General features: G+C 67.7%; 20 protein-coding genes and 3 pseudogenes. 16 read left to right on the top strand and 7 right to left on the bottom strand.

The window, feature by feature from the left end; translation table 11 throughout:
- Positions 1–45: 45 nt before the first annotated feature.
- Positions 46–513, top strand: coding sequence for a peptidylprolyl isomerase (locus AB0D12_RS34030; RefSeq protein WP_362691692.1), 468 nt, complete (start codon positions 46–48; stop codon positions 511–513).
- A 26-nt stretch (positions 514–539) separates the two neighbouring features.
- A pseudogene (locus AB0D12_RS34025) lies at positions 540–716 on the top strand (pentapeptide repeat-containing protein); the annotation flags it as partial.
- Between the two features lie 178 nt (positions 717–894).
- Here AB0D12_RS34025 and AB0D12_RS34020 read toward each other — a convergent pair.
- Entirely contained in the window at positions 895–1122 is a 228-nt protein-coding gene (locus AB0D12_RS34020; protein WP_362691689.1) for a hypothetical protein, read from the bottom strand.
- A gap of 1188 nt (positions 1123–2310) precedes the next feature.
- Between AB0D12_RS34020 and AB0D12_RS34015 the strand changes: the two genes are divergently transcribed.
- The 7 genes from AB0D12_RS34015 (at position 2311) to AB0D12_RS33985 (ending at position 9378) form a co-directional block, all read left to right on the top strand.
- On the top strand, positions 2311–2979 hold the full coding sequence (locus AB0D12_RS34015; protein WP_362691686.1) for a transposase family protein: 669 nt from the start codon (positions 2311–2313) through the stop codon (positions 2977–2979).
- Entirely contained in the window at positions 2898–3572 is a 675-nt protein-coding gene (locus AB0D12_RS34010; RefSeq protein ID WP_362691683.1) for an ISAs1 family transposase, read from the top strand. The genes AB0D12_RS34015 and AB0D12_RS34010 overlap by 82 nt, the downstream gene beginning before the upstream one ends.
- A gap of 862 nt (positions 3573–4434) precedes the next feature.
- Entirely contained in the window at positions 4435–5811 is a 1377-nt protein-coding gene (locus tag AB0D12_RS34005; RefSeq protein ID WP_362691680.1) for a YncE family protein, read from the top strand.
- A gap of 70 nt (positions 5812–5881) precedes the next feature.
- On the top strand, positions 5882–6799 hold the full coding sequence (locus AB0D12_RS34000; RefSeq protein WP_362691677.1) for a peptidase: 918 nt from the start codon (positions 5882–5884) through the stop codon (positions 6797–6799).
- Positions 6800–6850: 51 nt separating this feature from the next.
- Complete coding sequence (locus AB0D12_RS33995; protein WP_362691674.1) at positions 6851–8566, top strand: YncE family protein; 1716 nt, start codon at positions 6851–6853, stop codon at positions 8564–8566.
- Positions 8567–8749: 183 nt separating this feature from the next.
- Positions 8750–9133, top strand: coding sequence for an ice-binding family protein (locus tag AB0D12_RS33990; protein ID WP_362691671.1), 384 nt, complete (start codon positions 8750–8752; stop codon positions 9131–9133).
- On the top strand, positions 9130–9378 hold the full coding sequence (locus tag AB0D12_RS33985; protein WP_362691668.1) for a hypothetical protein: 249 nt from the start codon (positions 9130–9132) through the stop codon (positions 9376–9378). Before AB0D12_RS33990 ends, AB0D12_RS33985 begins: the two co-directional genes overlap by 4 nt.
- 206 nt (positions 9379–9584) lie before the next feature.
- Here AB0D12_RS33985 and AB0D12_RS33980 read toward each other — a convergent pair whose 3' ends face one another.
- Positions 9585–10019 (bottom strand): hypothetical protein, encoded by a 435-nt coding sequence (locus AB0D12_RS33980; protein ID WP_362691665.1) that lies wholly within the window; start codon positions 10017–10019, stop codon positions 9585–9587.
- A 268-nt stretch (positions 10020–10287) separates the two neighbouring features.
- Positions 10288–10419, bottom strand: coding sequence for a hypothetical protein (locus AB0D12_RS33975; protein WP_362691662.1), 132 nt, complete (start codon positions 10417–10419; stop codon positions 10288–10290).
- A 35-nt stretch (positions 10420–10454) separates the two neighbouring features.
- Between AB0D12_RS33975 and AB0D12_RS33970 the strand changes: the two are divergent.
- Both AB0D12_RS33970 and AB0D12_RS33965 read left to right on the top strand, forming a co-directional pair.
- Positions 10455–10634, top strand: a pseudogene (locus AB0D12_RS33970) (IS110 family transposase); the annotation flags it as partial.
- A 114-nt stretch (positions 10635–10748) separates the two neighbouring features.
- A pseudogene (locus tag AB0D12_RS33965) lies at positions 10749–10889 on the top strand (IS30 family transposase); the annotation flags it as partial.
- Between the two features lie 107 nt (positions 10890–10996).
- Here the strand turns inward: AB0D12_RS33965 and AB0D12_RS33960 are convergent.
- A complete protein-coding gene (locus AB0D12_RS33960; protein ID WP_362691659.1) occupies positions 10997–12199 on the bottom strand; it encodes a hypothetical protein in 1203 nt (400 codons plus the stop codon).
- 319 nt (positions 12200–12518) lie between these two features.
- Here AB0D12_RS33960 and AB0D12_RS33955 point away from each other — a divergent pair, with 319 nt between their 5' ends.
- From AB0D12_RS33955 to AB0D12_RS33935, 5 genes are all read left to right on the top strand, one after another.
- Positions 12519–12971 (top strand): DUF6444 domain-containing protein, encoded by a 453-nt coding sequence (locus AB0D12_RS33955; RefSeq protein WP_362691656.1) that lies wholly within the window; start codon positions 12519–12521, stop codon positions 12969–12971.
- Positions 12972–13788: 817 nt separating this feature from the next.
- The gene (locus tag AB0D12_RS33950) at positions 13789–14613 is read left to right on the top strand and encodes a hypothetical protein (protein WP_362691653.1); all 825 of its coding nucleotides are present in this window, start codon (positions 13789–13791) and stop codon (positions 14611–14613) included.
- A gap of 73 nt (positions 14614–14686) precedes the next feature.
- On the top strand, positions 14687–15133 hold the full coding sequence (locus AB0D12_RS33945) for a hypothetical protein (RefSeq protein WP_362691650.1): 447 nt from the start codon (positions 14687–14689) through the stop codon (positions 15131–15133).
- Positions 15134–15135: 2 nt separating this feature from the next.
- On the top strand, positions 15136–15279 hold the full coding sequence (locus AB0D12_RS33940; RefSeq protein WP_362691743.1) for an RCC1 domain-containing protein: 144 nt from the start codon (positions 15136–15138) through the stop codon (positions 15277–15279).
- 38 nt (positions 15280–15317) lie between these two features.
- Positions 15318–15491, top strand: a complete 174-nt coding sequence (locus AB0D12_RS33935; protein WP_362691647.1) for a hypothetical protein — start codon at positions 15318–15320, stop codon at positions 15489–15491.
- A gap of 380 nt (positions 15492–15871) precedes the next feature.
- Here AB0D12_RS33935 and AB0D12_RS33930 read toward each other — a convergent pair whose 3' ends face one another.
- The 3 genes from AB0D12_RS33930 to AB0D12_RS33920 form a co-directional block, all read right to left on the bottom strand.
- Complete coding sequence (locus AB0D12_RS33930) at positions 15872–16795, bottom strand: IS3 family transposase (protein ID WP_362691740.1); 924 nt, start codon at positions 16793–16795, stop codon at positions 15872–15874.
- Positions 16796–16805: 10 nt separating this feature from the next.
- Positions 16806–17096 carry a transposase gene (locus AB0D12_RS33925; RefSeq protein WP_362691644.1) on the bottom strand — a complete coding sequence of 97 codons (291 nt, stop codon included), beginning with the start codon at positions 17094–17096 and terminating at the stop codon, positions 16806–16808.
- A 235-nt stretch (positions 17097–17331) separates the two neighbouring features.
- Positions 17332–18798 (bottom strand): hypothetical protein, encoded by a 1467-nt coding sequence (locus AB0D12_RS33920; protein ID WP_362691641.1) that lies wholly within the window; start codon positions 18796–18798, stop codon positions 17332–17334.
- Positions 18799–19229 lie beyond the last annotated feature (431 nt).

The following is a 19229-nucleotide window of genomic DNA, read 5'->3' as shown; positions in this document are numbered from 1 at the left end:
GGCCAAGGCCGCAGGGCCGTCCTCGGGAAGAATGTCTTCTTCGACATGACCATCAACGCCCGGCCCGCCGGGCGGATCGTCTTCGAACTGCGCGACGACGTCGTCCCCAGGACGGCGGCGAACTTCCGCGCCCTGGCCACCGGCGAGAAAGGCTTCGGCTACGCGGGATCGTCCTTCCACCGGGTCATTCCACAGTTCATGCTCCAGGGCGGCGACTTCACCAAAGGCAACGGGACCGGCGGCAAGAGCATCTACAGCGAAAAATTCGCCGACGAGAACTTCACCCTCAAGCACACCGGGCCCGGCGTGCTGTCGATGGCCAACAGCGGCCCCCACACCAACACCTCACAGTTCTTCATCACCACCGTCAAGACGCCCTGGCTCGACGGCAAACACGTGGCCTTCGGAAAAGTCATCAAGGGCATGGACGTCGTCCAGAAAATCGAGACATTCGGCTCGTCCACTGGATCGACCAGGGCGACGATCACCATCGCAAGGTCCGGGGTTCTCTGAGAACCGCCTCTGTTGCCCGGAGCGCCGTGCCCCTACAGGGAAATGGTGGCGCCCATGAGAACGCACACACCTCGGAGGCATCGACCTGGCACGAGCTGCTCACCGGCGCCAACTTCGCCCAGGCCGTCCTCACGAGCTCCAGCCTGTCCGGGGCCACCCTGGTCAAGGCCGGCTTCGCGAAGGCTGACATGCTTCACGTGAACCTGCGCTCCGCGGGCACGACACCGGATGAGTCTTCAGTGCCTGCGGGCTCGTCTTGTCCCGTCCCAGCTCTGCGTCTTCTTCCTTCCCTGCATCAGCCGTCGACGGAACTTGAGCCCCGCCGGCGGGCGGGTATAGCCAGGTCCGGGCCTGCCCAGTCCGCGGCGGTGAGGCCCTTTGCTATAGCCCGATCTCCCACGGGAACGGGGTCAGCTCTCCCGCTCGGCAGTAGATGTCGAGCACCCACGGCATCAGGGCAGCCATCGGGTGCAACCGAGAGCCCTTCAGACTGGCGAGCTGCCTGGCACTGTGCTGTACACAGCCCGTGATCTCTATCCCGTCGCGGGTGACGAGCGTGACCGCGGTCAGGGACCCCTCGCACGGCGTGGGGTTCCTCTCGTTCGCCACCGAACACCGCCGCCCTTTGTCCGCATCCCGCTCGCCCATCGTCATCGCCCCCTGCCCTGGGCCACTCGGCCTCCGGAAGGATTCCCGAACGGGCCCTATCTGCCGACAAGTTGACGATTGCCGGACGTGGTCTTTGCCCGGGATTACCTGCGCGCGCCCCGCCATCCCAGCCTGCGCCTCGCGCGCGGCCCGCAGCGGAGCTTGCACAGGCCGTCCTCGAGAGCCAGGCCAGTCAGGGAGAAGCAGCACCCGCAGTCGCCGCACGAGCCGCGCGGCGGGACCGCTGGTCGCCGCGCGACTGGGAGCCGGCCGCCCAGCGGTCCCTGGCCGCTCTCGGCCAGCAGAGGCAGGCGCACACCGGCCGGGACCGGATGCTGCTGGTGGGCTGCCTGCGCCAGGGCCTCGCCCTGGCCCGCGACTTCCGCCTCGACCTGGGCCAGCGACGCTCACCCACGGCGTCCTGCCGGGCCCTTGACCAGAAGCCGGGTGAGGAGTTTCTCCAGCTCCGGCGGAGCGTCGGCCGGTGAGGCGTGCCGGCTGTTCGCCCAGGTATCCGGCAAGTCCGTTACAACGGGTACCCTCCGGCACCTTTCCGGCACACCCTCTCCCGTACCGGTTCCGGTGCGGAACCAGCCGACGGTGTGCCGCCCAGGAGCGCCCTGGTCACCAGAAAGGCCGCGACCCCCAGCCCCGTCAGCGCCAGCCCGGCCCCGCTCGCCCACACGGTGACATGCTTCATCGGGCCAGCCTGCCCCACCGGCGGCCCCGCCATCAGAGCGCCAACCAGCCATCTCCCCCGCGCCCTTGGGGCTCAGTCAGAACGGGTGGGCCTCGGCCGGGGCCGGGCTTCGGGTAGCCCTGCGGGCGCGGGGGCCGGGCCCGCCGATACGGCCGGCCCGGACTGCGGGGCCACGCCCCTGTCGATCCACTCCGCCCGCGACCTCCAGGAATTGGCCCTCTAGCTGAACCATCGACCCCGCCTCGTCCTCGGCGACAAGACACCCGCTGGGCACGGCCCCGGCGTAGTTGACCTTTGATGCAGTTCGGTCGGCTTTGCCCGGGTGATGAGAGTGGTTGGTTGCAGTACGAGCACGACTTCTGATGATCTTTCAGGTCTCTAGGCCAAAAGATCGTCACAGAGTCGCGCTCGTGTCTGCATCTTCCCCGATCAGCCCTGCCCTTGCCCAGTTGAACGACCTGGCACTGTGGGAGAGGGAGCTGGCAGTCGAACCCAGAGCGATGGAGTCTTCACTGGTCAGCAGGCTGGCGCGGGTCCCGGACCGTCGGAAGCGGCGTGGCCGACGCCACCGGCTGGTGGTGGTTCTGGTCCTGACGGCGTGCGCGACGCTGGTTGTGGGAAACGACTCGATCACCGCGATATGGCAGTGGACGGCGGGAGCTTCGCAGGAGAAGCTTCAGCGGATCGGCGCACGCCGTGACGCGCTGCGCGATCGGTACATGGTGCCCAGCGAGCGCACCTTCCGCCGGATCCTGGCCGATCTGGACGCGGACGCCCTGGACCTCGCCATCTGCGGATACGCCACGGATGTCGTCCGCGGGCAGGCCCCCGTGCCCGTGATTCCCCGCGCCCCGGGGCCACCGGAGCGTGAGGAGCGTCGGGCCGCGCAGCGTGCGGAAGGGCATCGCGCCCCCGCCGGTCTGCTGCCCGGTGCGGCGATCGACGGCAAGGCCCTGCGCGGTGCCCGCACCGCCGACGGCCGCCGGGTTTTCCTGGTCGCCGCGATCGCCCACGTCAGCGGCATCGTCCTGGGACAGTGTCAAGTCCCGGACAAACGCGGGGAGTCGAGCGTGGTGCCCGAACTCCTGACCCCGCTGGACGTATCCGGGACGGGCTGACTCTGGACGCGCTGCACACCTCGAAGAAGACCGCACGCCTGATCACCGAGACCCTGAACGCTCACTACCTGCTCATCCTCAAGGGCAATCAGCCACTCGCGCGTCAGGCCGTCCGCTTCCTACTGGAGGGCCCCGACACCGAGTTCACCCAGACCATGGCCATCGAGGACGACCGCGGTCACGCCCGTACCGAGCGCCGCACGATCCGCACCGCCCCCGCCGACCAGACCCTGTTCCCCGGCGCCCACCAGGTCTTCCGTCTGCGCCGGGACACCGGCGGCCTCGACGGCGACTGGACGGCCAAGGAAATCGTCCTCGGCGTCACCAGCCTGCCCACCCACCTCGCCGGACCCGAACACCTCAACTACCACGAGAGACAACACTGGACCGTGGAGAACAGACTCCACTGGGTCCGCGACGTGACCTTCCACGAGGACAACTCCCAGCTCAGGACGGGTACCGCACCCCGAGCCATGGCCAGCTTCCGCAACCTGGCCATCAACGCCTTCCGCCTCGCCGGACGTACCAACATCGCCCACGCCCGCCGCGACCTCCACCACCACGACGACGCCTTCACCGCCTACGGCATCTGACCAACCACCATCAAACCGGACACAGAGGAACTACGCCGGGGCCGTGACCCGCTGAGGCCATGAAAGCACGAGCATTGACCAGCTGATTCGCAACCACTGATGGAAACCGCCCGCACCATCAACCCACCATGACCGCGGTAGGTTGACAACGCCCCCCAGCCGAGTTCGTACTTCGGTCCGGCCCCGGCCACCCGCATACGGGCACCCTCGCGCCGCTCACGGCGTCCGGACTCACAGCGCGCTTCCCAGCGTGGCGCGAGTTCCTCGATCAACATGCCGAGATGTTGGCGCGCGACGCCACAGAAGGAAGAAAAAGGAAGAATTAGGACATGGTCGCGCGGGCTTGCGAGGGCTCCACACCTCAAGAACCCGCGCGGCCACCCTCATGTCACGGCCCGCCCACGATCAATCGCGGGGCAGCCCGTTATCGCGACCGCGCGCTTGACCTCGTCAAGCGCTTGGCCACGGAGATCATTCACGAGCTTCGTCATGAGATTCGGGAATCAGCACCGGGCGCACTAGCTGTTCGCTTCAGGCCCTCGGATAATCCTGTGTATCCATTTGCCATATAGGCAGAAGAAAAATGGACACGCAACGAACTAACCGAACTAATGCGAGTATCACGGCATCTGCTTTCATATAGTGATCTTCGAGTCATCGCGGATGATCTCGGTGCCCAGCGTATGCGGGCGTCATCATCGTGAAAGTGGAGGTCCTCGTGTTCGGACAACGGGCTCATCAGCCAGAAGTGGCTGATCGCCTCGCAGGACGGCCTGGAAGACGGAACCGACCCAGCTTGCGGTGGGCCCGCAAGCGGGCAGCCGCCTTGGGGTTGGCGGCGGCGGCTTCGGTCGTCCTGCCCATGATCACCGCGCCTCCTGCAGCCGCGACTCCCTCGGACTTCCTCTATGTGGCCAACTTCACCGGCAATACGGTCTCGGTGATCGACACCACCAACGACACCGTGGTCGGCACGCCGATCACCGTCGGCAGTGGTCCCTTGAGGGTGGCCATCGCCCCGAACGGCACCAAGGCCTACGTCACAAACTTCAACGGCGACAACGTGTCGGTGATCGACACCTCCGACAACAGCGTCGGTACTCCCATCGCTGTCGGCGACGGTCCGCACGGGCTCGCCTTCACCCCCGACGGCACCAAGGCCTACGTCACCAACGCCGACTCCGGCACCGTCTCGGTGATCGACACCTCCACCAACACCGTCACCGGTTCCGTCGGTGTCGGCACAAGCCCGCATGAGGTGGCCGTCACCCCCAACGGCGACTTCGCCTACGTCAGCAATAACCAATCGGACACCGTGTCCGTGATCGACACCGCCACTGACACCGTCACCGACACCATCGCCGTAGGTGACGCTCCCGAAGGAGTGGCCGTCGCCCCCAATGGCGCCAAGGTCTACGTCGCCAACGCCAATGCCGGCACCGTGTCGGTGATCGACACCTCCGACAACAGCGTCGGCACCCCCATCACTGTCGGTGCGGGCGCAATCGGGGTGGCCATCACGCCCAATGGAGCCAAGGCCTACGTCACCAACGCCAACGCCAACCCCGGCACCGTCTCGGTGATCAACACCACCACCGACGCCGTCAGCTCCACCATCACCACCAACATCGGTGGCCGCCCCACCGGGGTAGCCGTCACCGGAAACGGCGCCAAGGCCTACGTCGCAAACTTCAACGACAACAACGTATCGGTGATCGACACCGATACCGACACGGCCAGCGCCACCCTCCTCACCGTCGGCGGTAGTCCGGCAGGAGCGGCGGCCTCCCCGAGCCAAGGGGACACGGAGGTCACGTTCGACGTCACCCCCACCGACGGCCTGACCATCGCCGTTCCCGCGACGGCCACATTGAGCGACGCCGCTCCGGGCGGGACCGCCACCGGCCAGCTCGGCAACGTCACTGTGGACGACCAGCGTTCACTGGCCGATGCCAGCTGGGTGGCCACCGTCTCCCTGACCACCGACTTCACCACCGCTGGTGGCAACCCCATCTCCGGCGACGACGTCACCTACACACCCGGAACTCCCGTTGCCCAGGTCAACGGGCCGTTCACCCCAGGCACACCCGGAACCCTCGCCGCCCCCCGGACCGCCTACAGCAAACCGAGCGGATCCGGCAACAACACCGTCACGTGGAACCCGACCCTGGACGTCGCCGTGCCCGATGACGCAGTCGCCGGCACCTACACCGGGACGGTGACCCATTCTGTGGCTTGACAAGCCGTCTCGCCGGATCTTCACCCTGATCGCCGCTGCGGCCCTCGCCGCAGCGGCGGTCGGCATGAGTGTGCTCGCTCCGGTCGGCGTCACGTCAGCGGCAGCCGCGGACGCGGAGCCGGAATTCTTCGGAATCCGGCTCCTCGAAGCCCCCGTGGCCCGGCGCGCTGATCCGCGCGCACGTACCTACATCGTTGACCACCTCAATCCGGGCGTCACCATCCAACGGCGGATCGAGATCTCCAACAAGTCGTCAGTCCCACGTCGCATCGACCTGTATGCGGCCGCCGCCTCGATCGCGAACAACGGATTCACTTTCGCCCCGAAGCGCACGGCCAACGAACTGACTCAGTGGACAAGAGCCAAACCTGGCATGGTGAATCTGCGCCCGCACTCAGTAGCAGAGGCCGAGATCACGATCAATGTGCCAAGGACTGCGCAAGCCGGAGAGCGATACGCCGTCGTGTGGGCAGAAAGCAGCGCGGCAGCGGATGCCACCCACAATGTCGCCAGCATCCACCGCGTGGGGGTGCGGATCTACTTGGACGTCGGGCCCGGCGCAGAGCCCCTCTCCGACTTCAAGATCGAGAAGATGAGGGGCGCGCGTGACAATAAGGGCCGCCCCAGCGTCACCGCCGCCGTGCGAAACCTCGGCAGACGAGCAGTGGACCTGAGCGGGACACTCGACCTACGCGATGGCCCTGGCGGAATCAGCGCAGGCCCGTTCCGGGTACCCTTCGGCACCACACTTCCCCCGCACGGAACGGGTACCGTCACGATTCCCCTTGAGCCACGACTGCCCGACGGTCCTTGGAAAGCCAAGGTGAGGCTGCGGAGCGGCACAGTGGAACGAATGGCCACAGCAACGCTGACGCTTTCCAAGGAGGCCAAATCTCACACACTCCTCTACGCCGGAGTCGGAGCCGCTGCCCTGGCCGTCATCGGAATCGTCCTGGCGGGCCTGCGACGCCGTCGGCGCGCCGGCTAGGCGTGTCTCTCCGCCTATACAGAAGCGAATGGACGAATTATTCGCGTCACGATGCGCCTTTCCCGCGCGCCAGGCAACACATTGATTTTCAGCGAACCCTTACTGTTCATATACGAAGAAAGCGACACGCGCTATTTAAATGAGGATCAGCACAGCAACAACATCTATAAAGTGATCCTCAAGTCATCGCAGATGATCTCGGCGCCACGGCAGATACCGGGCGTCATCATCGTGGACACGGAGGTCTCCGTGCTCGGACATCGGGCCTTTCGGCCAGCAGCAGGCGACCGCCCCGAAGGGTCGCCTGAGAGACGGTTCAGACGAAAGAGGAAGCCCGTACCAGCCAGGCAGCGGTCCATCGTAGGCCTGATCGCGCTGGCGTCGTTGGCCCTGCCCATGGCCGCTGCACCTCCTGCAGCCGCCGACCCGTCGGACTTTCTCTATGTGACCAATCCCGCTGATGGCACCGTCTCGGTGATCAACACCACGGACGACACCGTCGGCGCCACGCCCATCACCGTCGGCACGAGTCCGTTTTGGGTGGCGATCGTCCCGAACGGCACCAAGGCCTACGTCGCGAACAACGGCTCGGACAATGTGTCGGTGATCAACACCGCCGACAGCACTGTCAGCGCCACCATCGCCGTCGGCGGCCAGCCCCAGGGGGTTGCCGTCACCCCTGACGGCACGAAAGCCTATGTGGCCAATTCCGGCGACAGCACCGTCTCGGTGATCAACACCGCAACCGACACGGTCAGCTCCACCATCACCGTCGGCACGAATCCCATCGGGGTGGCCGTCACCCCTGACGGCGCCAAAGCCTACGTCGCCAACCTCAACGCCGACAGCGTCTCGGTGATCAACACCGCAACCGACACGGTCAGCTCCACCATCACCGTCGGCACGAATCCCATCGGGGTGGCCGTCACTCCCAACGGCGCCAAAGCCTACGTCACGAACGCGAGCTCGAACAATGTGTCCGTGATCAACACTGCCACCGACACCACGGGTACCCCCATCGCCGTCGGCGACACCCCCCGAATGGTGGCCGTGACTCCCAACGGCGCCAAAGCCTACGTCGCGAACTATGGTTCGAACAGCGTGTCGGTGATCAACACCACAACCAACGCCGTCTCCTCCACCATCACCACCAACATCGGCACCGGCCCGACCGGGGTAGCCGTCACCGGAAACGGCGCCAAGGCCTACGTCACGAACTTCGACTCCAGCAACGTGTCGGTGATCGACACCGCCACCGACACGGCCGGCGCCACCCTCCTCACCGTCAGCGGCGGTGCGGCAGTACCGGCGGCCTCCCCGAGCCAGGGCGACACAGTAATCACATTCGAGGTCACCCCCACCGACGGCCTGACCATCACCGTTCCCGCCACAGCCACACTGAGCGCGGCAGCTCCCGGCGGGACCGCCACCGGCCCCCTCGGCAACGTCACAGTGGACGACCAGCGTTCACTGGCTGACGCCAGCTGGGTGGCCACCGTCTCCCTGACCACCGACTTCACCACCGCTGGTGGCAATCCCATCGCTGGCGACGACGTCACCTACACACCCGGAACTCCCGTTGCCCAGGTCAACGGGCCGTTCACCCCAGGCACACCCGGAACCCTCGCCGCCCCCCGGACCGCCTACAGCAAACCGAGCGGATCCGGCAACAACACCGTCACATGGAACCCCACCCTGGACGTCGACGTGCCCGATAACGCAGTCGCCGGCACCTACACCGGGACAGTCACCCATTCCGTGGCCTGACAAGCCATCTCCCGGGACTCGCCACCGACGGTATGCGTCTGAGTAAATGATCCAAGATCGGGAGGAAACACCCAGCCAGGTCCCGGGCCCGGAGCCCTTGATCTGGAAGGTTGCCGCTCATGGCAGGAAGCACCGCCCCCGCGCAGGCCGAAGAAGCGGCTGGCGCCGTCGGAGAAGTACGAGATGTTCGTGGCCGTGCTCACCGGCCAGCACACCCAGCGCGAGGCCGCGGAACGCTGGGGCGTGGACCGCTCGACCCTGATCACGGCGCCGGGGAGCCATGTCAGCCTCGCAGGCGGAGCACAGGCTTGTAACGTCTTCTGGCAGGTGGGCAGCTCCGCCACCCTCGACACCACTTCCGCCTTCAAAGGCAACGTCCTGGCCCTGACGGCCATCACGGTGAACACCAACGCGGTGATCGAGGGCCGGGTCCTTGCGCAGAATGCCGCGGTCGCGCTGGACACCAACACCATCACGACGGCGAACTGCACCGGTCCGCAACTGTCGATCACGACACCGGCAGCGGGGCACCCGACGGAACGATCACCGGGCAACTGGGACCGGTGACGGTCGACGCCAGCGGTGTCGACTCCTGGACGGCCACCGTCTCCGTGACCAACTGCACCACGGGTGGCGGCTCACCTGCCGAGACCATCCCGAAGAGCCGTCTCGCCTACTGGTCGGGACCGGCCACCGCGAAGACCGGCACCGGTATCGCGACCCCGGGGCAGGCCATAGCGGCGCAAGCGCAGAGCCTGAGCACCCCCGCACGGCGTTCAGCCTGCAGTCAGGTACCGCAGTCACCCTGGTGACCTGGAATCCGACTCTGATCGTCTCGGTGCCCACCTTCGCCGTGGCAGGCAGCTACACCGCAACTGTGACGCACTCCGTCGCCTGAGTGCTGGTCCCCGCAAGAACGAAACCCCCCTCGTGCCGAGAGCACGCCCGGCCTACCCGCCGGGATTCCGTCGCCAGACGGTGGAGCCGGTCCGGGCCGGTCGCACCCGAAGGAGCTGGGTCAGGCCACCGAATGTGTCACAGTGCCGTGGTAGGTGCCGGCGACGGCGGGTGCGGGCACATGAACGTCCAGGGTCGGGTCCCAGGCGACAGAGTTGCTGCCGGAACCACTCGCATGTCTGAACGCCACGCGAGAGTTCGCGAGGGTTCCCGGGGGGCCGGGAATGAAGGGGCCGTTGACCGGATCAATTGCCGCTCCAGGGTCGTAGTCGACGCCCCCTCCGGAGATGGTTTCGTTGGACCGGCCTCCGCCGGTGGTGAAGTCCTGGCTCAACGCGACGGTGGCTATCCACTGGGCATCGGGCGCGGCCCGCTCGTCGATTACCCGAACCTCGCCGAGGTGACCCGAGGCAGTGCCGCCCGGAGCTGCACTGGACAACACGGCCGCAGTGGGCGCTGTGACGTTCAAACCCCCTGGGGTGACCACCTCGAACACCACCCGGGTATCTGCGCTGTCGTCAGCATGTGCCGACCCAGCACCGACGACAGCGTTAGCCAGCGCAGCGAAGACCCCGGCCGTAACTATGAGGCCTCGGGCCGGTATCCACCCACTACTGTCAGTGCATGCCATGAGAAGACGGTATGACACAGCAGTCCGGCCTTCACCCTGTGAGCGCGCCGTGCACTCCATTTGAGGCGATCTGCGGCTGGGGATCGCAAAGCATCGCCTGCAATCGCATATCTTTCAGGTCGCCGCGTAGCGTTCAGGCGGACCAGCCGATGGAGGACACGTAGCTGTCGTAGTCGGATCCAAGATCAGCCATGATGTCGTCCCAGGTGACGTCCAGGACGTTGTCGTCGTCGTTGAGCCAGGCGTGTCCACGGCGGCGTCCCACACTCCGCGCACAGTGAGGCGGCTGAGCCGCGGTCGGTGAAGGCCGTGGGACCAGCTGCGCCCGCCTCCTCGGCCGGACCGGAAACCCCACCCGCTTCCCGACCGCCAGCGCCTTCGCGCAGTACTCCCGGCACCGCTCCCATCGAGATCGCCAGCGCGGACCGTGCACGCCACCGCCTGTCCCGGCGCGGCGGCCGCCAACTCAACGCAGCGCTCCTCACCGTGGCGATCACACAGATACGCATGCCCGGCACGCGGGGCCACGCCTACTACCAGGCCAAACTCGCAGAAGGACCCACCGCCCCAACCGGCTTGACAAACACAGAGGCACCCAAAGGCACCGACCTCTCCCGCTACAGCCGCGGGGACCTGGACGCCGTCGCCGCCGAACTCAACAGCCGCCCACGCGAGACGCCCGGCTGGGAAACCCCAGCCGAGCGTCTCGCTAAGCTCCTGGCCACAGCCAGTTGATCAACACGTGTTGCAACGCCCCCTGGAATTCGCCCGCCTACGAGGGCTTCGCTCGGCGATTCCCGCCGGAGCGTTGCCGCCCGGTGGGCGCAGGGGCAGGCCCAGCACTATGAGGACTGGACTACCTTGACGGGACGGTACCGGTCGGTGGTGGTGCCGTCACCGAGCTGGCCACTTTCGTTGCTGCCCCAGGTTCGGAGGGTGCCGTCCGACATCAGCACTACGGAGTGGTTGTCACCGCACTCGACCGCCCGCACGCGGGACAGCCCGGCAACGGTCACCGGGAGAAGGTGGTCGGTGGTGGTGCCGTCCCCGAGCTGGCCGAACGCGTTCCAGCCCCAGGTCTTGACTCTGCCGCCTTGTTGCAAGGCCAGGCTGTGGGCCACGCCGACCGAGGCATCCCGCACATCCTTCAGTCCGGGAACCAGCACCGGGGTGTGGCGGTCGGTGGTGGTGCCGTCCCCGAGCTGCCCGTAGAAGTTCCAGCCCCAGGCCCGGACGGTGCCGTCGTTCCGCACGGCCAGGCTGTGGGCTCTGTGCGACGCCAGATACCGCACGCGGGTCAGCCCCAGGACCTTGACAGGCGTGTGGCGGTGGATGATGGTGCCGTCTCCGAGGCGGCCGTCGTTGTTGTTTCCCCAGGCCACGACGGTCTTGTCGGGCTGTACGAGTTCGGTGTGCGAATGCCCCACGGCGAAGTCCCGCGCGTTGTGCAGCCCGGGGACCGTGACGGGGGTGTGGCGGTCGGTGGTGGTGCCGTCCCCGAGCTGCCCGTACGCGTTCCAGCCCCAGGCCTTGACGCTGCCGTCGGACATCAGGGCGATGGTGTGGCCGTCATCGTCCGCGATGGTCCGCACGCCGGTCAGCCCCACGGGACTGACCGGGTGGTTCCGGTCGGTGGTGGTGCCGTCCCCGAGCTGCCCGTAGAAGTTCCAGCCCCAGGTCCGGACGGTGCCGTCCGACAACACCGCCGCGCTGTGGTGGCCATTGGCGGCGATGGCCACAACGTTCGTCAGCCCGGGGACCGTGACGGGGGTGAGCCGGTCGGTGTTGGTGCCGTCACCGAGCTGGCCGTTGCTGTTCAGCCCCCAGGTCCGCAGGGTGCCGTCCTTCATCAGCGCCACGGTGTGGCTGTCCCCGGCGGCGATCGCCTGGACACCGGTCAACGCGACCGCACTGGGAGCGCGGGTACTCCCGAACGCCTGCGGCGTGGCACATACCGACGCCACCAGTGAGAACAACAGGGCCAACAGGATTGCGGGCGCCAGTGTTCCGGCTCTCCGGGGCGGTAGGGAAACCGGGTTCTTCATGGGCTTCTCCTTCTGGACGATGGGCGGGGCGGCCCCGATGTGACCGGCGCAGCCCGGTGATCAGGCCAGTGCCGAGGGGGTGTTGCCACGTTAACGACCTGGGGAGCCATGAGATCGGTTTCTCCACGGACAGCCGTCCATCCGGGTGAGCGGTCAGTTGAGGTTGTAGATCCACCGCAACTGGATGGGTGGTCTCGACGAACGGTTTGATCTTGGTGGCACCCGGTTCGTTGATTGGGGCTACGTCCGCTGCCGGTCCGCTGCCCACCTATGAGGAACTGGCCTCGCTGGGGTCAAGTTGCGGAATGAGCAGGCGGCAGTGCGTGTCGAGTTGGCGGATGCCCGGGCCGGATTGCGCACCCTGAAGGCCCGGCTGGGGCAGAACTCGAAGAACTCCTCGAAGCCGCCGTCCTCGGACGGGATGGCCAAGCCCGCCCCGACGTGCCCTCGGGGCAAGTCCGGTCGTGGACCGGGGCGTCCGAAGGGGCAACCCGGCGCCAGGCCGGCCCAGGTCTCCGACCCGGACCACGGGCAGGAACACCAGCCTGAGGGTCCCCGCATCGGTTGCGGGGCGGGTCCGGCGCGGCGGAGATCGGGGTCGAGCGGCGCCAAGTCTTCGACCTGCCCGAGCGGATCGGGCTGGAGGTCACCGCGCACCGGCTGGTCACCTGCCGGTGCGCCTGCGGTGCGACCGCCAAGCCCCGGCCCCGCAGGGGGTGAACGCCCCGGTGGCAGTACGGGCCGCGGCCGGCGGCTGCCGGTGCGTACCTGATGCACGGGCAGTTCCTGTCCAAGGACCGCACCGCCACCGCGTTGGCCGAGCTGTTCGACGCGCCCTGCTGAGTCGACTGCCGCTGCGGTGTGTCGTTGGCTCGTCGATGGTCGGCGTGTCGGTCAGCGTGTCGGCCGGCATCCTGGTGCCGGCCGGGCCTGCCCGGTGCGATGCTTACCCGCGACGGCTTCTCCTTCCGTCGCGGTCGGCGCCCCGGTCGACACCCTCTGCCTCTGCCGACTGGGCTGCCGACTCTGCCGACGCCGTACCCGTCACGGCTCGGCTCGGCGTGCACGACGTTCGAGGCCAGCAGATCGTTCGCCACATACCCGGCATGGGTGAGTCCGGCCCCGTCCCGGTCGGCCCAGATGACGACGGTGCGGGCGCCGCGCAGCTGCTCGGTGTGCCAGGGCAATCACTTGCCTCCGGTGCCCTGGTCGGCGCCGAACGGCGCGGACACAACGAAACCGGGCGACAGGCCGTCGAACATGTCCGCGCGGGACAGAGCAGGTGACTCAAGATCGGGAGGCGTTGTCAACTTGTTGGGTGAGGTGCCGGGTGATCTTTGATGACACGCGCCATCTCAAGTAATCCCTCGATGCCTGGCAGCAGAGAGTGGCTCCGATCATAGCCATGGGGCACGCGGACTGTCGCTGTGGTCGGCGGCACCGTCCCGCTCTTCGTGGACAGCCCCCGGGGGCCTTCCAGCCGCAGTGGCATCGGCGGTCAGTGACCGGGCCGGCAGCCGGCCTGCCTTCGCCGGCCTGTGCGTCATCCCGCTCTCCCGTATTTCACAGACATCTGCAGGAGGAAAGCGTTGACGGATACGGCCCGATTCCGCGGCCCGAGCGCCCCGTCCACGTCCCGTCGGGCATGGCTGCGCGGTGCACTCCTGGGAGGCGCGGCGCTCGCGGTCGCCGCGCCTCCGGTCGGTGCGGCCCTGATGCGCAGGGCCGAGGTGCCGGCGCCGTTCCGTCCGACCTTTCCGAAGAGCGGGCTGGTAACCAATGAGTACGCCCACTGGAACCCGGACAAGCCCGGGGCGAAGCTGTTATCCGTCTGGGACATGACCAGCGGTTCCGTCTTCGGCCTCAACGGGGCCGCCTGGTCAGGGGTGCCGGACAGCATCTCCCCGAACGCCGGCTCCACAAACGGCAACAATTCTTGTGTGTTTCGGCTGGCCAGCCAGCGGCACGACTTCGAGAACACCGTCGTCACCCTGCAGATGTGGCTCTCCGCGCTGGTCAGCACGCCGCGCACCCCCGCGCTCGACTGGGACGGGTTGCACATCTGGCTTCGCTATCACGACGAGACGGAGCTCTATGCGGTCAGCGTCGCACGCCGTGACGGGGTCTGCGTCATCAAACGCAAGACCCCCCCCGGAAGCTCCAACGGCGGTACGTACTACCAGATCGGCTCGACCGCCAAGAACGTCTTCCCACGCAACACCTGGGTGGATGTCAGGTCCAGTGTCGCCACGCTCTCCAACCGCACTGTCCGGCTCACCCTCGACGTCGGCGGGCGGCGGGTCCTGGACGTCGTGGACAAGACTCCCCGAAATCTGCTCATCGCCGGCGGCGTCGGAGTTCGGGGGGACAACGCCAATTTCCAGTTCAGGAACCTCGTCGCGATCTCATCCTAGAACCGTTGGACTGATCGCCAGGCTGCGCCGGTCACATCGGGCCGGCCCACCCATCGCCCAGAAGGAGCAGCGCATGAAGATCCCGGTTTCCCTGCCGCTGCGGAGGGCCGGAACACCGGCTCCCGCAATCCTGTTGGCCCTGCTGTTCTCCCTGGTGGTGTCGGTACTTGTCACGCCACTGGCGTTCGGGGGTTCCCGCGCCCCCAGTGCGGTCCCGTTGACCGGTGTCACGGCGATCGCCGCCGGGGACAGCCACACCCTGGCGCTGATGAACGACGGCACCGTCAAGGCTTGGGGTATGAACACCAACGGCCAGATCGGTGACGGCACCAACACCGAGCGCCACAGCCCCGTCACGGTCCCCGGGCTGACCGGGGTGCGGGCCATCTCCGCCCATGGCCACCACAGCATGGCGCTGCTCTCCGACGGCAGCATCCGGGCCTGGGGCTGGAACGCGTTCGGCCAGCTCGGCGACGGCACCACCACCGCCCGGTCGAGCCCGTGGACCTGGCCGGCGTGAAAATGATCGCGACCGACGAAGGCCACACCATCGCCCTGATGTCCGACGGCAGCGTCAAGGCATGCGGCTGGAACGCGTACGGGCAGATCGGTGACGGCACCACCACCGATCGGTACCGCCCCATCAAGGTCCTCCAGTCCTCATAGCACTCCGCTACGTCAATTCTGAGACGCTGCGCACGTGGGTGCGCCTGGCGGAGGACCGCACCGTGTCCGGCGGCGGGCCGGAGGCAAAGGACGTGAAGGCGGAGCTCGTTCGGCTGCGGACGGAGACCGCCAGGCTGTGGAAGGCCGAGAAGGAATGGCAGCTCGAGCGGGAGATCCTGCGCCGGGCGGCGGCCTATTTCCATCGGAGATGAAGTGAAGACCCGCCGCTGGGACTTCGTCTCCACTACAGGAGCGCCGCGTTCGCACAGGTCTGCGACGGTTTCGGGATCCGCAGGAGCATGGGCCGGGTCGGCTCGAGCTATGACTGTGAGGATGGGGTCACCGTCGCCGGGGCGGCCTGACTGGTGTTACGACTGACCCCTCGGGTGTCCTTGCTGTTGATCTGTCGGTCACTCCGGCGGCGGGCTTGATGCGGGCCGCCGGCCGCGCGGGCAGTGACCGAATAGGAGCCTGTTGCCCCAGGCACTCGTCACAGTCCTGTCCTCCCGCCCGGCCGGCGGTCTCGCGCTGACCACCGCTCCCGGGAGGGGAACCGACAGCTGTCAATCCCCTGAGAACGTGGAGGCTTCCTTTATGCGGCCTGGGCCTGTGAACAGGCTTCGGCACGCTTGTGGTTGATGATCCGTTCGAACTCCACGGGCGGGAGGCCGCTGGCCGCGCTGTGTCGGCGGCGCGTGTTGTAGAAGTCCGCGATCCAGGTGGCGATCTTCAGCCGGGCCTGGGCGCGGGTGGCGAAGCGGTGCCGGTGGATGTACTCGACCTTGACTGTCGAGTTGAACGACTCCGCGCAGGCGTTGTCCAACGCCGACCCCACGCGCCCCATGGACTGCACCACGCCCAGGCGGTCACACAGGTTGTTGTACGCCCCGGACGTATATTCCGATCCGCGATCGGAATGGAAGATCACACCGTCCACGCTGCCGCCGCGGGTCGCGGCAGCCATTGTGAGCGACGCGCCGACCAGGGCGGCGTCATGGTGAGCGCCCATCGCGAAGCCGAGCAGACGGCGCGAGAACAAATCCAGCACGGTCGCGAGATACAGCTTGCCCTCACCGGTCTCGATCTCGGTCATGTCGCCGACCCACAACACGTCCGGCGCGATCGCATCGAAACGCCGAAGTACCAGATCACGGGCCGCCTTTCGCTTGCCTTGCCGGGTCAGCGAGCGGCGCCGGCGCGGGAGCCTGCGACCCTGGAGCCCCATCTCGGCCATGACCTGCGCGACGGTGTTCACCGAGACCTGCCAGCCCTCGGCCCACAGATCCAGCGTGATCCGTGGCGACCCGTACGTGCCGCCCGACTCCTTGAAGAAGTGCTTGATCCGCTCTGTCAGTGCAGCGCGCCTGACCTCCCGTTTCGTCGGCTCGGCCGGACGCCGGCGCCACTTGTAGAACCACGAACCGGAGACACCCACTACCCGGCAGGCCACCGTATACGGCACGTCATGCTCGGCCCTCTGGTCCCCGATGAAGGCGACGACGGCCGCCGGATCCATCTCGGTCACTTCACCCAGAGGGCCATGCATCGCTTGAAGACATCACGCTCCATCTCAAGCTCCTTGATCCGCTTGGACTTCTCCGCGTCCTGCCGCGCAGCCGCGCCAGCTCCTCCCGCTCGCTCTCTGCGAGACTGCCGTCCCCGCCGGCCTTCTTCGCCCGGCCGATCCAGGAATGCAGCGTGCCCTCGTTGATCCCCAGGTCCCGCGAGACCTCAGCGATCGGCTTCCCCGTCTCGGCCACCAGCCGCACAGCCCCCTCACGGAACTCTGCGTCGTACCTGCGCCGCTTCTCCGCCATGACTCCCAACTTCCCCTGCAGTCACAGCCTTCACGCTACGAGGGGAGGGACAGTCGATCCATCCCCATCCGGCTCGTTCACGGATCAGGACGGGATCGCAGGTGGCCGCGCAACCGGAGCCGCAGCAGACGTGGCCGTCCGCGCGCGGCAGGGGAACGTTTCCTCTCCCACCGCTGCGGCTGCTGCCAGAACGGGCTCAGCCGCTGAGTGATCCCGGCCGTTGGCGGTGCATGGGTCATGGTGTGCTTCCTTCCAGCAGGTTGGTCGATGCGGTGGCGCAGGTGGTGCAGCGGCCGTCGCCGTCGGGGTGGGCGCGCCGGGGTGTGGGTCCGGGGCAGGTTCGGCACGGCGGCCAGCCCAGGCATGCCGGGCAGAGGTCCTCACCAGGAGCGGTTCCGGGAACGCCGCAGCCGGCGCATTCGACGAGCGCTCGGTAGGTCAGGGCCTCGGTCACCGTGCGTGCGGCGGACCTCGTGGACAACCGCTCGGTCACCGGCCACCCATACGGTTCGTCCTCCAGGACCTCGCCGCGGTGATGGCGGCTGTCCAGCGTGGCGGGCGGCGGGTAGGCCTGAGCGGCCCGCAGGCGGGCGGCGATGATCGCACCGACCGTGGTGCGCACCGGTTGCGGCAAGGGCCGGTCGGTGATGACGTGGCGCAGCTGCTCGCTGCTCCAGCCGGCGTCCATCATCACGGTGAGCACGCGACCCTGATCGGTCAGCACCTTCCCGGTCAGCAGGAGTTCCGGACGGCTCGCTCCGATCTCGAGCAGCAGCTGGATCCCCGGATGCATCTCGTCCGCCGGGAGCGCGGCCGGCGGGGACGCGGGTGCGTCCGGCTGGTCCGTCCCTTGGAGTGTTCGCGCGACGTCGCTCCGGTCGCACGGAGGGACGGATCTGGTCTTCTGCTTGTTGGTCTTCTTTCTGTTGGTGTTCTTAGTGGGGCGATTAACCGACGTCGGGTTATCCACCGGTGGAAAACCCGACATCGGCTGCGACCTGCTGTTTTGCAGGCTGGGCAGGTCGGTGATGAAGTACGCGGCGGCGCCGAGGGTGCCGTCGGGGTTGCGCTCGCGTTCCCGGAGCAGGAAGCCGTGCCTTTCCAGCTCCCTGAGCCCGCTCTTGACGGCCGCCTCACCGTCGCGGCCGCGGCGCGCCAGGTCGGTGACGCTCATCCGCCAGCCGTCCCGGTGCGTGCTGATGAGCCCGAACAGGCCCTGGGCTTTGAAGGACAGCCGAGGGTCGCGGAACAGGCCGTTGGCGATCTGGGTGAACTGGTCCGCCGCCATCACCCCACGGCGGATCCCCGCCCCGAAGCCGGGCCCCGCCTCATCCGCCGGCACGGAGGCGAACGCCGTGCCAGCCGTTGGCGCGAGGTCGGCGTCGACGGGGGCGGGGCGGTCCGTGATCGAGTACACGATCTCGCCGAGCGTCCCGTCGTCGTGCCTGAGCTGTTCGCGGATGAGGTAGCCGTGCCTCTGTAGTTCGCTCAGGCCGCCGCGTACGGCGTCCCGCCCGTCGGGTCCGGCGCGCACGAGGTCGGCGACCGTCACCTGCCAGCCAGCGCGGTGGGTGCTGATGTAGCCGAAAATCCCCTTCGCCTTGAAGGGCAGCCTTGAGTCGCGGAACAGGCCGTTGGCGATCTGGGTGAACTGGTCCGCCGCCATCACCCCACGGCGGATCCCCGCCCCGAAGCGGCTCATCGTGCTTCCTTGCGCGCCATGTGGGCGCGGCCGCCGACGCCCTGGGGCGGGCGCGAGGTGGCCGGGGCCGCTGAGCGAGGAGACGTACGCGAGATCCATGCCGTCAGCTCACCCGGCGCCCCCGACCAGGCTGACGGCCACAGCCCCCGACCACCGGTCACGATCCGGCAACATGCGACTGGGCTGCCGTGGTCGGGCTCATGGTCGGGCCGACCACGGGTCTCTCCGGTGCTCGGGGAGGATGCGCAACCGCGGTTGCGCAGCGACGGCGGCACTCGTTGCGCATGCGGCTGCGCAACGAGTCCGGGTCCTGCGCAGTCGGCATGCGTAGCCGACTGCGCACAGTGGGAAGGCGCCGTCGGCCTCGGGGGTGCGCAACCGGCGGAGTCGTGCGCAACCGGGCTGCCACAGCCTCCTTCCGAAGGTGGCGC

Origin of the sequence: Streptomyces sp. NPDC048479, assembly GCF_040651435.1 — a bacterium.
Taxonomy (GTDB): domain Bacteria; phylum Actinomycetota; class Actinomycetes; order Streptomycetales; family Streptomycetaceae; genus Streptomyces.
This window is presented reverse-complemented; position numbering and strand designations above follow the sequence as displayed.

Excerpts from the sequence above, each read along its gene's own strand:
- AB0D12_RS33925 (WP_362691644.1), bottom strand. The coding sequence starts at position 17,096 with ATGGCGGAGAAGCGGCGCAGGTACGACGCAGAGTTCCGTGAGGGGGCT.
- AB0D12_RS33945 (WP_362691650.1), top strand. The coding sequence starts at position 14,687 with ATGAAGATCCCGGTTTCCCTGCCGCTGCGGAGGGCCGGAACACCGGCT.
- AB0D12_RS33920 (WP_362691641.1), bottom strand. The coding sequence starts at position 18,798 with ATGAGCCGCTTCGGGGCGGGGATCCGCCGTGGGGTGATGGCGGCGGAC.
- AB0D12_RS33990 (WP_362691671.1), top strand. The coding sequence starts at position 8,750 with ATGTTCGTGGCCGTGCTCACCGGCCAGCACACCCAGCGCGAGGCCGCG.
- AB0D12_RS33995 (WP_362691674.1), top strand. The coding sequence starts at position 6,851 with ATGCGCCTTTCCCGCGCGCCAGGCAACACATTGATTTTCAGCGAACCC.
- AB0D12_RS34030 (WP_362691692.1), top strand. The coding sequence starts at position 46 with ATGACCATCAACGCCCGGCCCGCCGGGCGGATCGTCTTCGAACTGCGC.
- AB0D12_RS33930 (WP_362691740.1), bottom strand. The coding sequence starts at position 16,795 with ATGGATCCGGCGGCCGTCGTCGCCTTCATCGGGGACCAGAGGGCCGAG.
- AB0D12_RS33940 (WP_362691743.1), top strand. The coding sequence starts at position 15,136 with ATGATCGCGACCGACGAAGGCCACACCATCGCCCTGATGTCCGACGGC.
- AB0D12_RS33960 (WP_362691659.1), bottom strand. The coding sequence starts at position 12,199 with ATGAAGAACCCGGTTTCCCTACCGCCCCGGAGAGCCGGAACACTGGCG.
- AB0D12_RS34005 (WP_362691680.1), top strand. The coding sequence starts at position 4,435 with ATGATCACCGCGCCTCCTGCAGCCGCGACTCCCTCGGACTTCCTCTAT.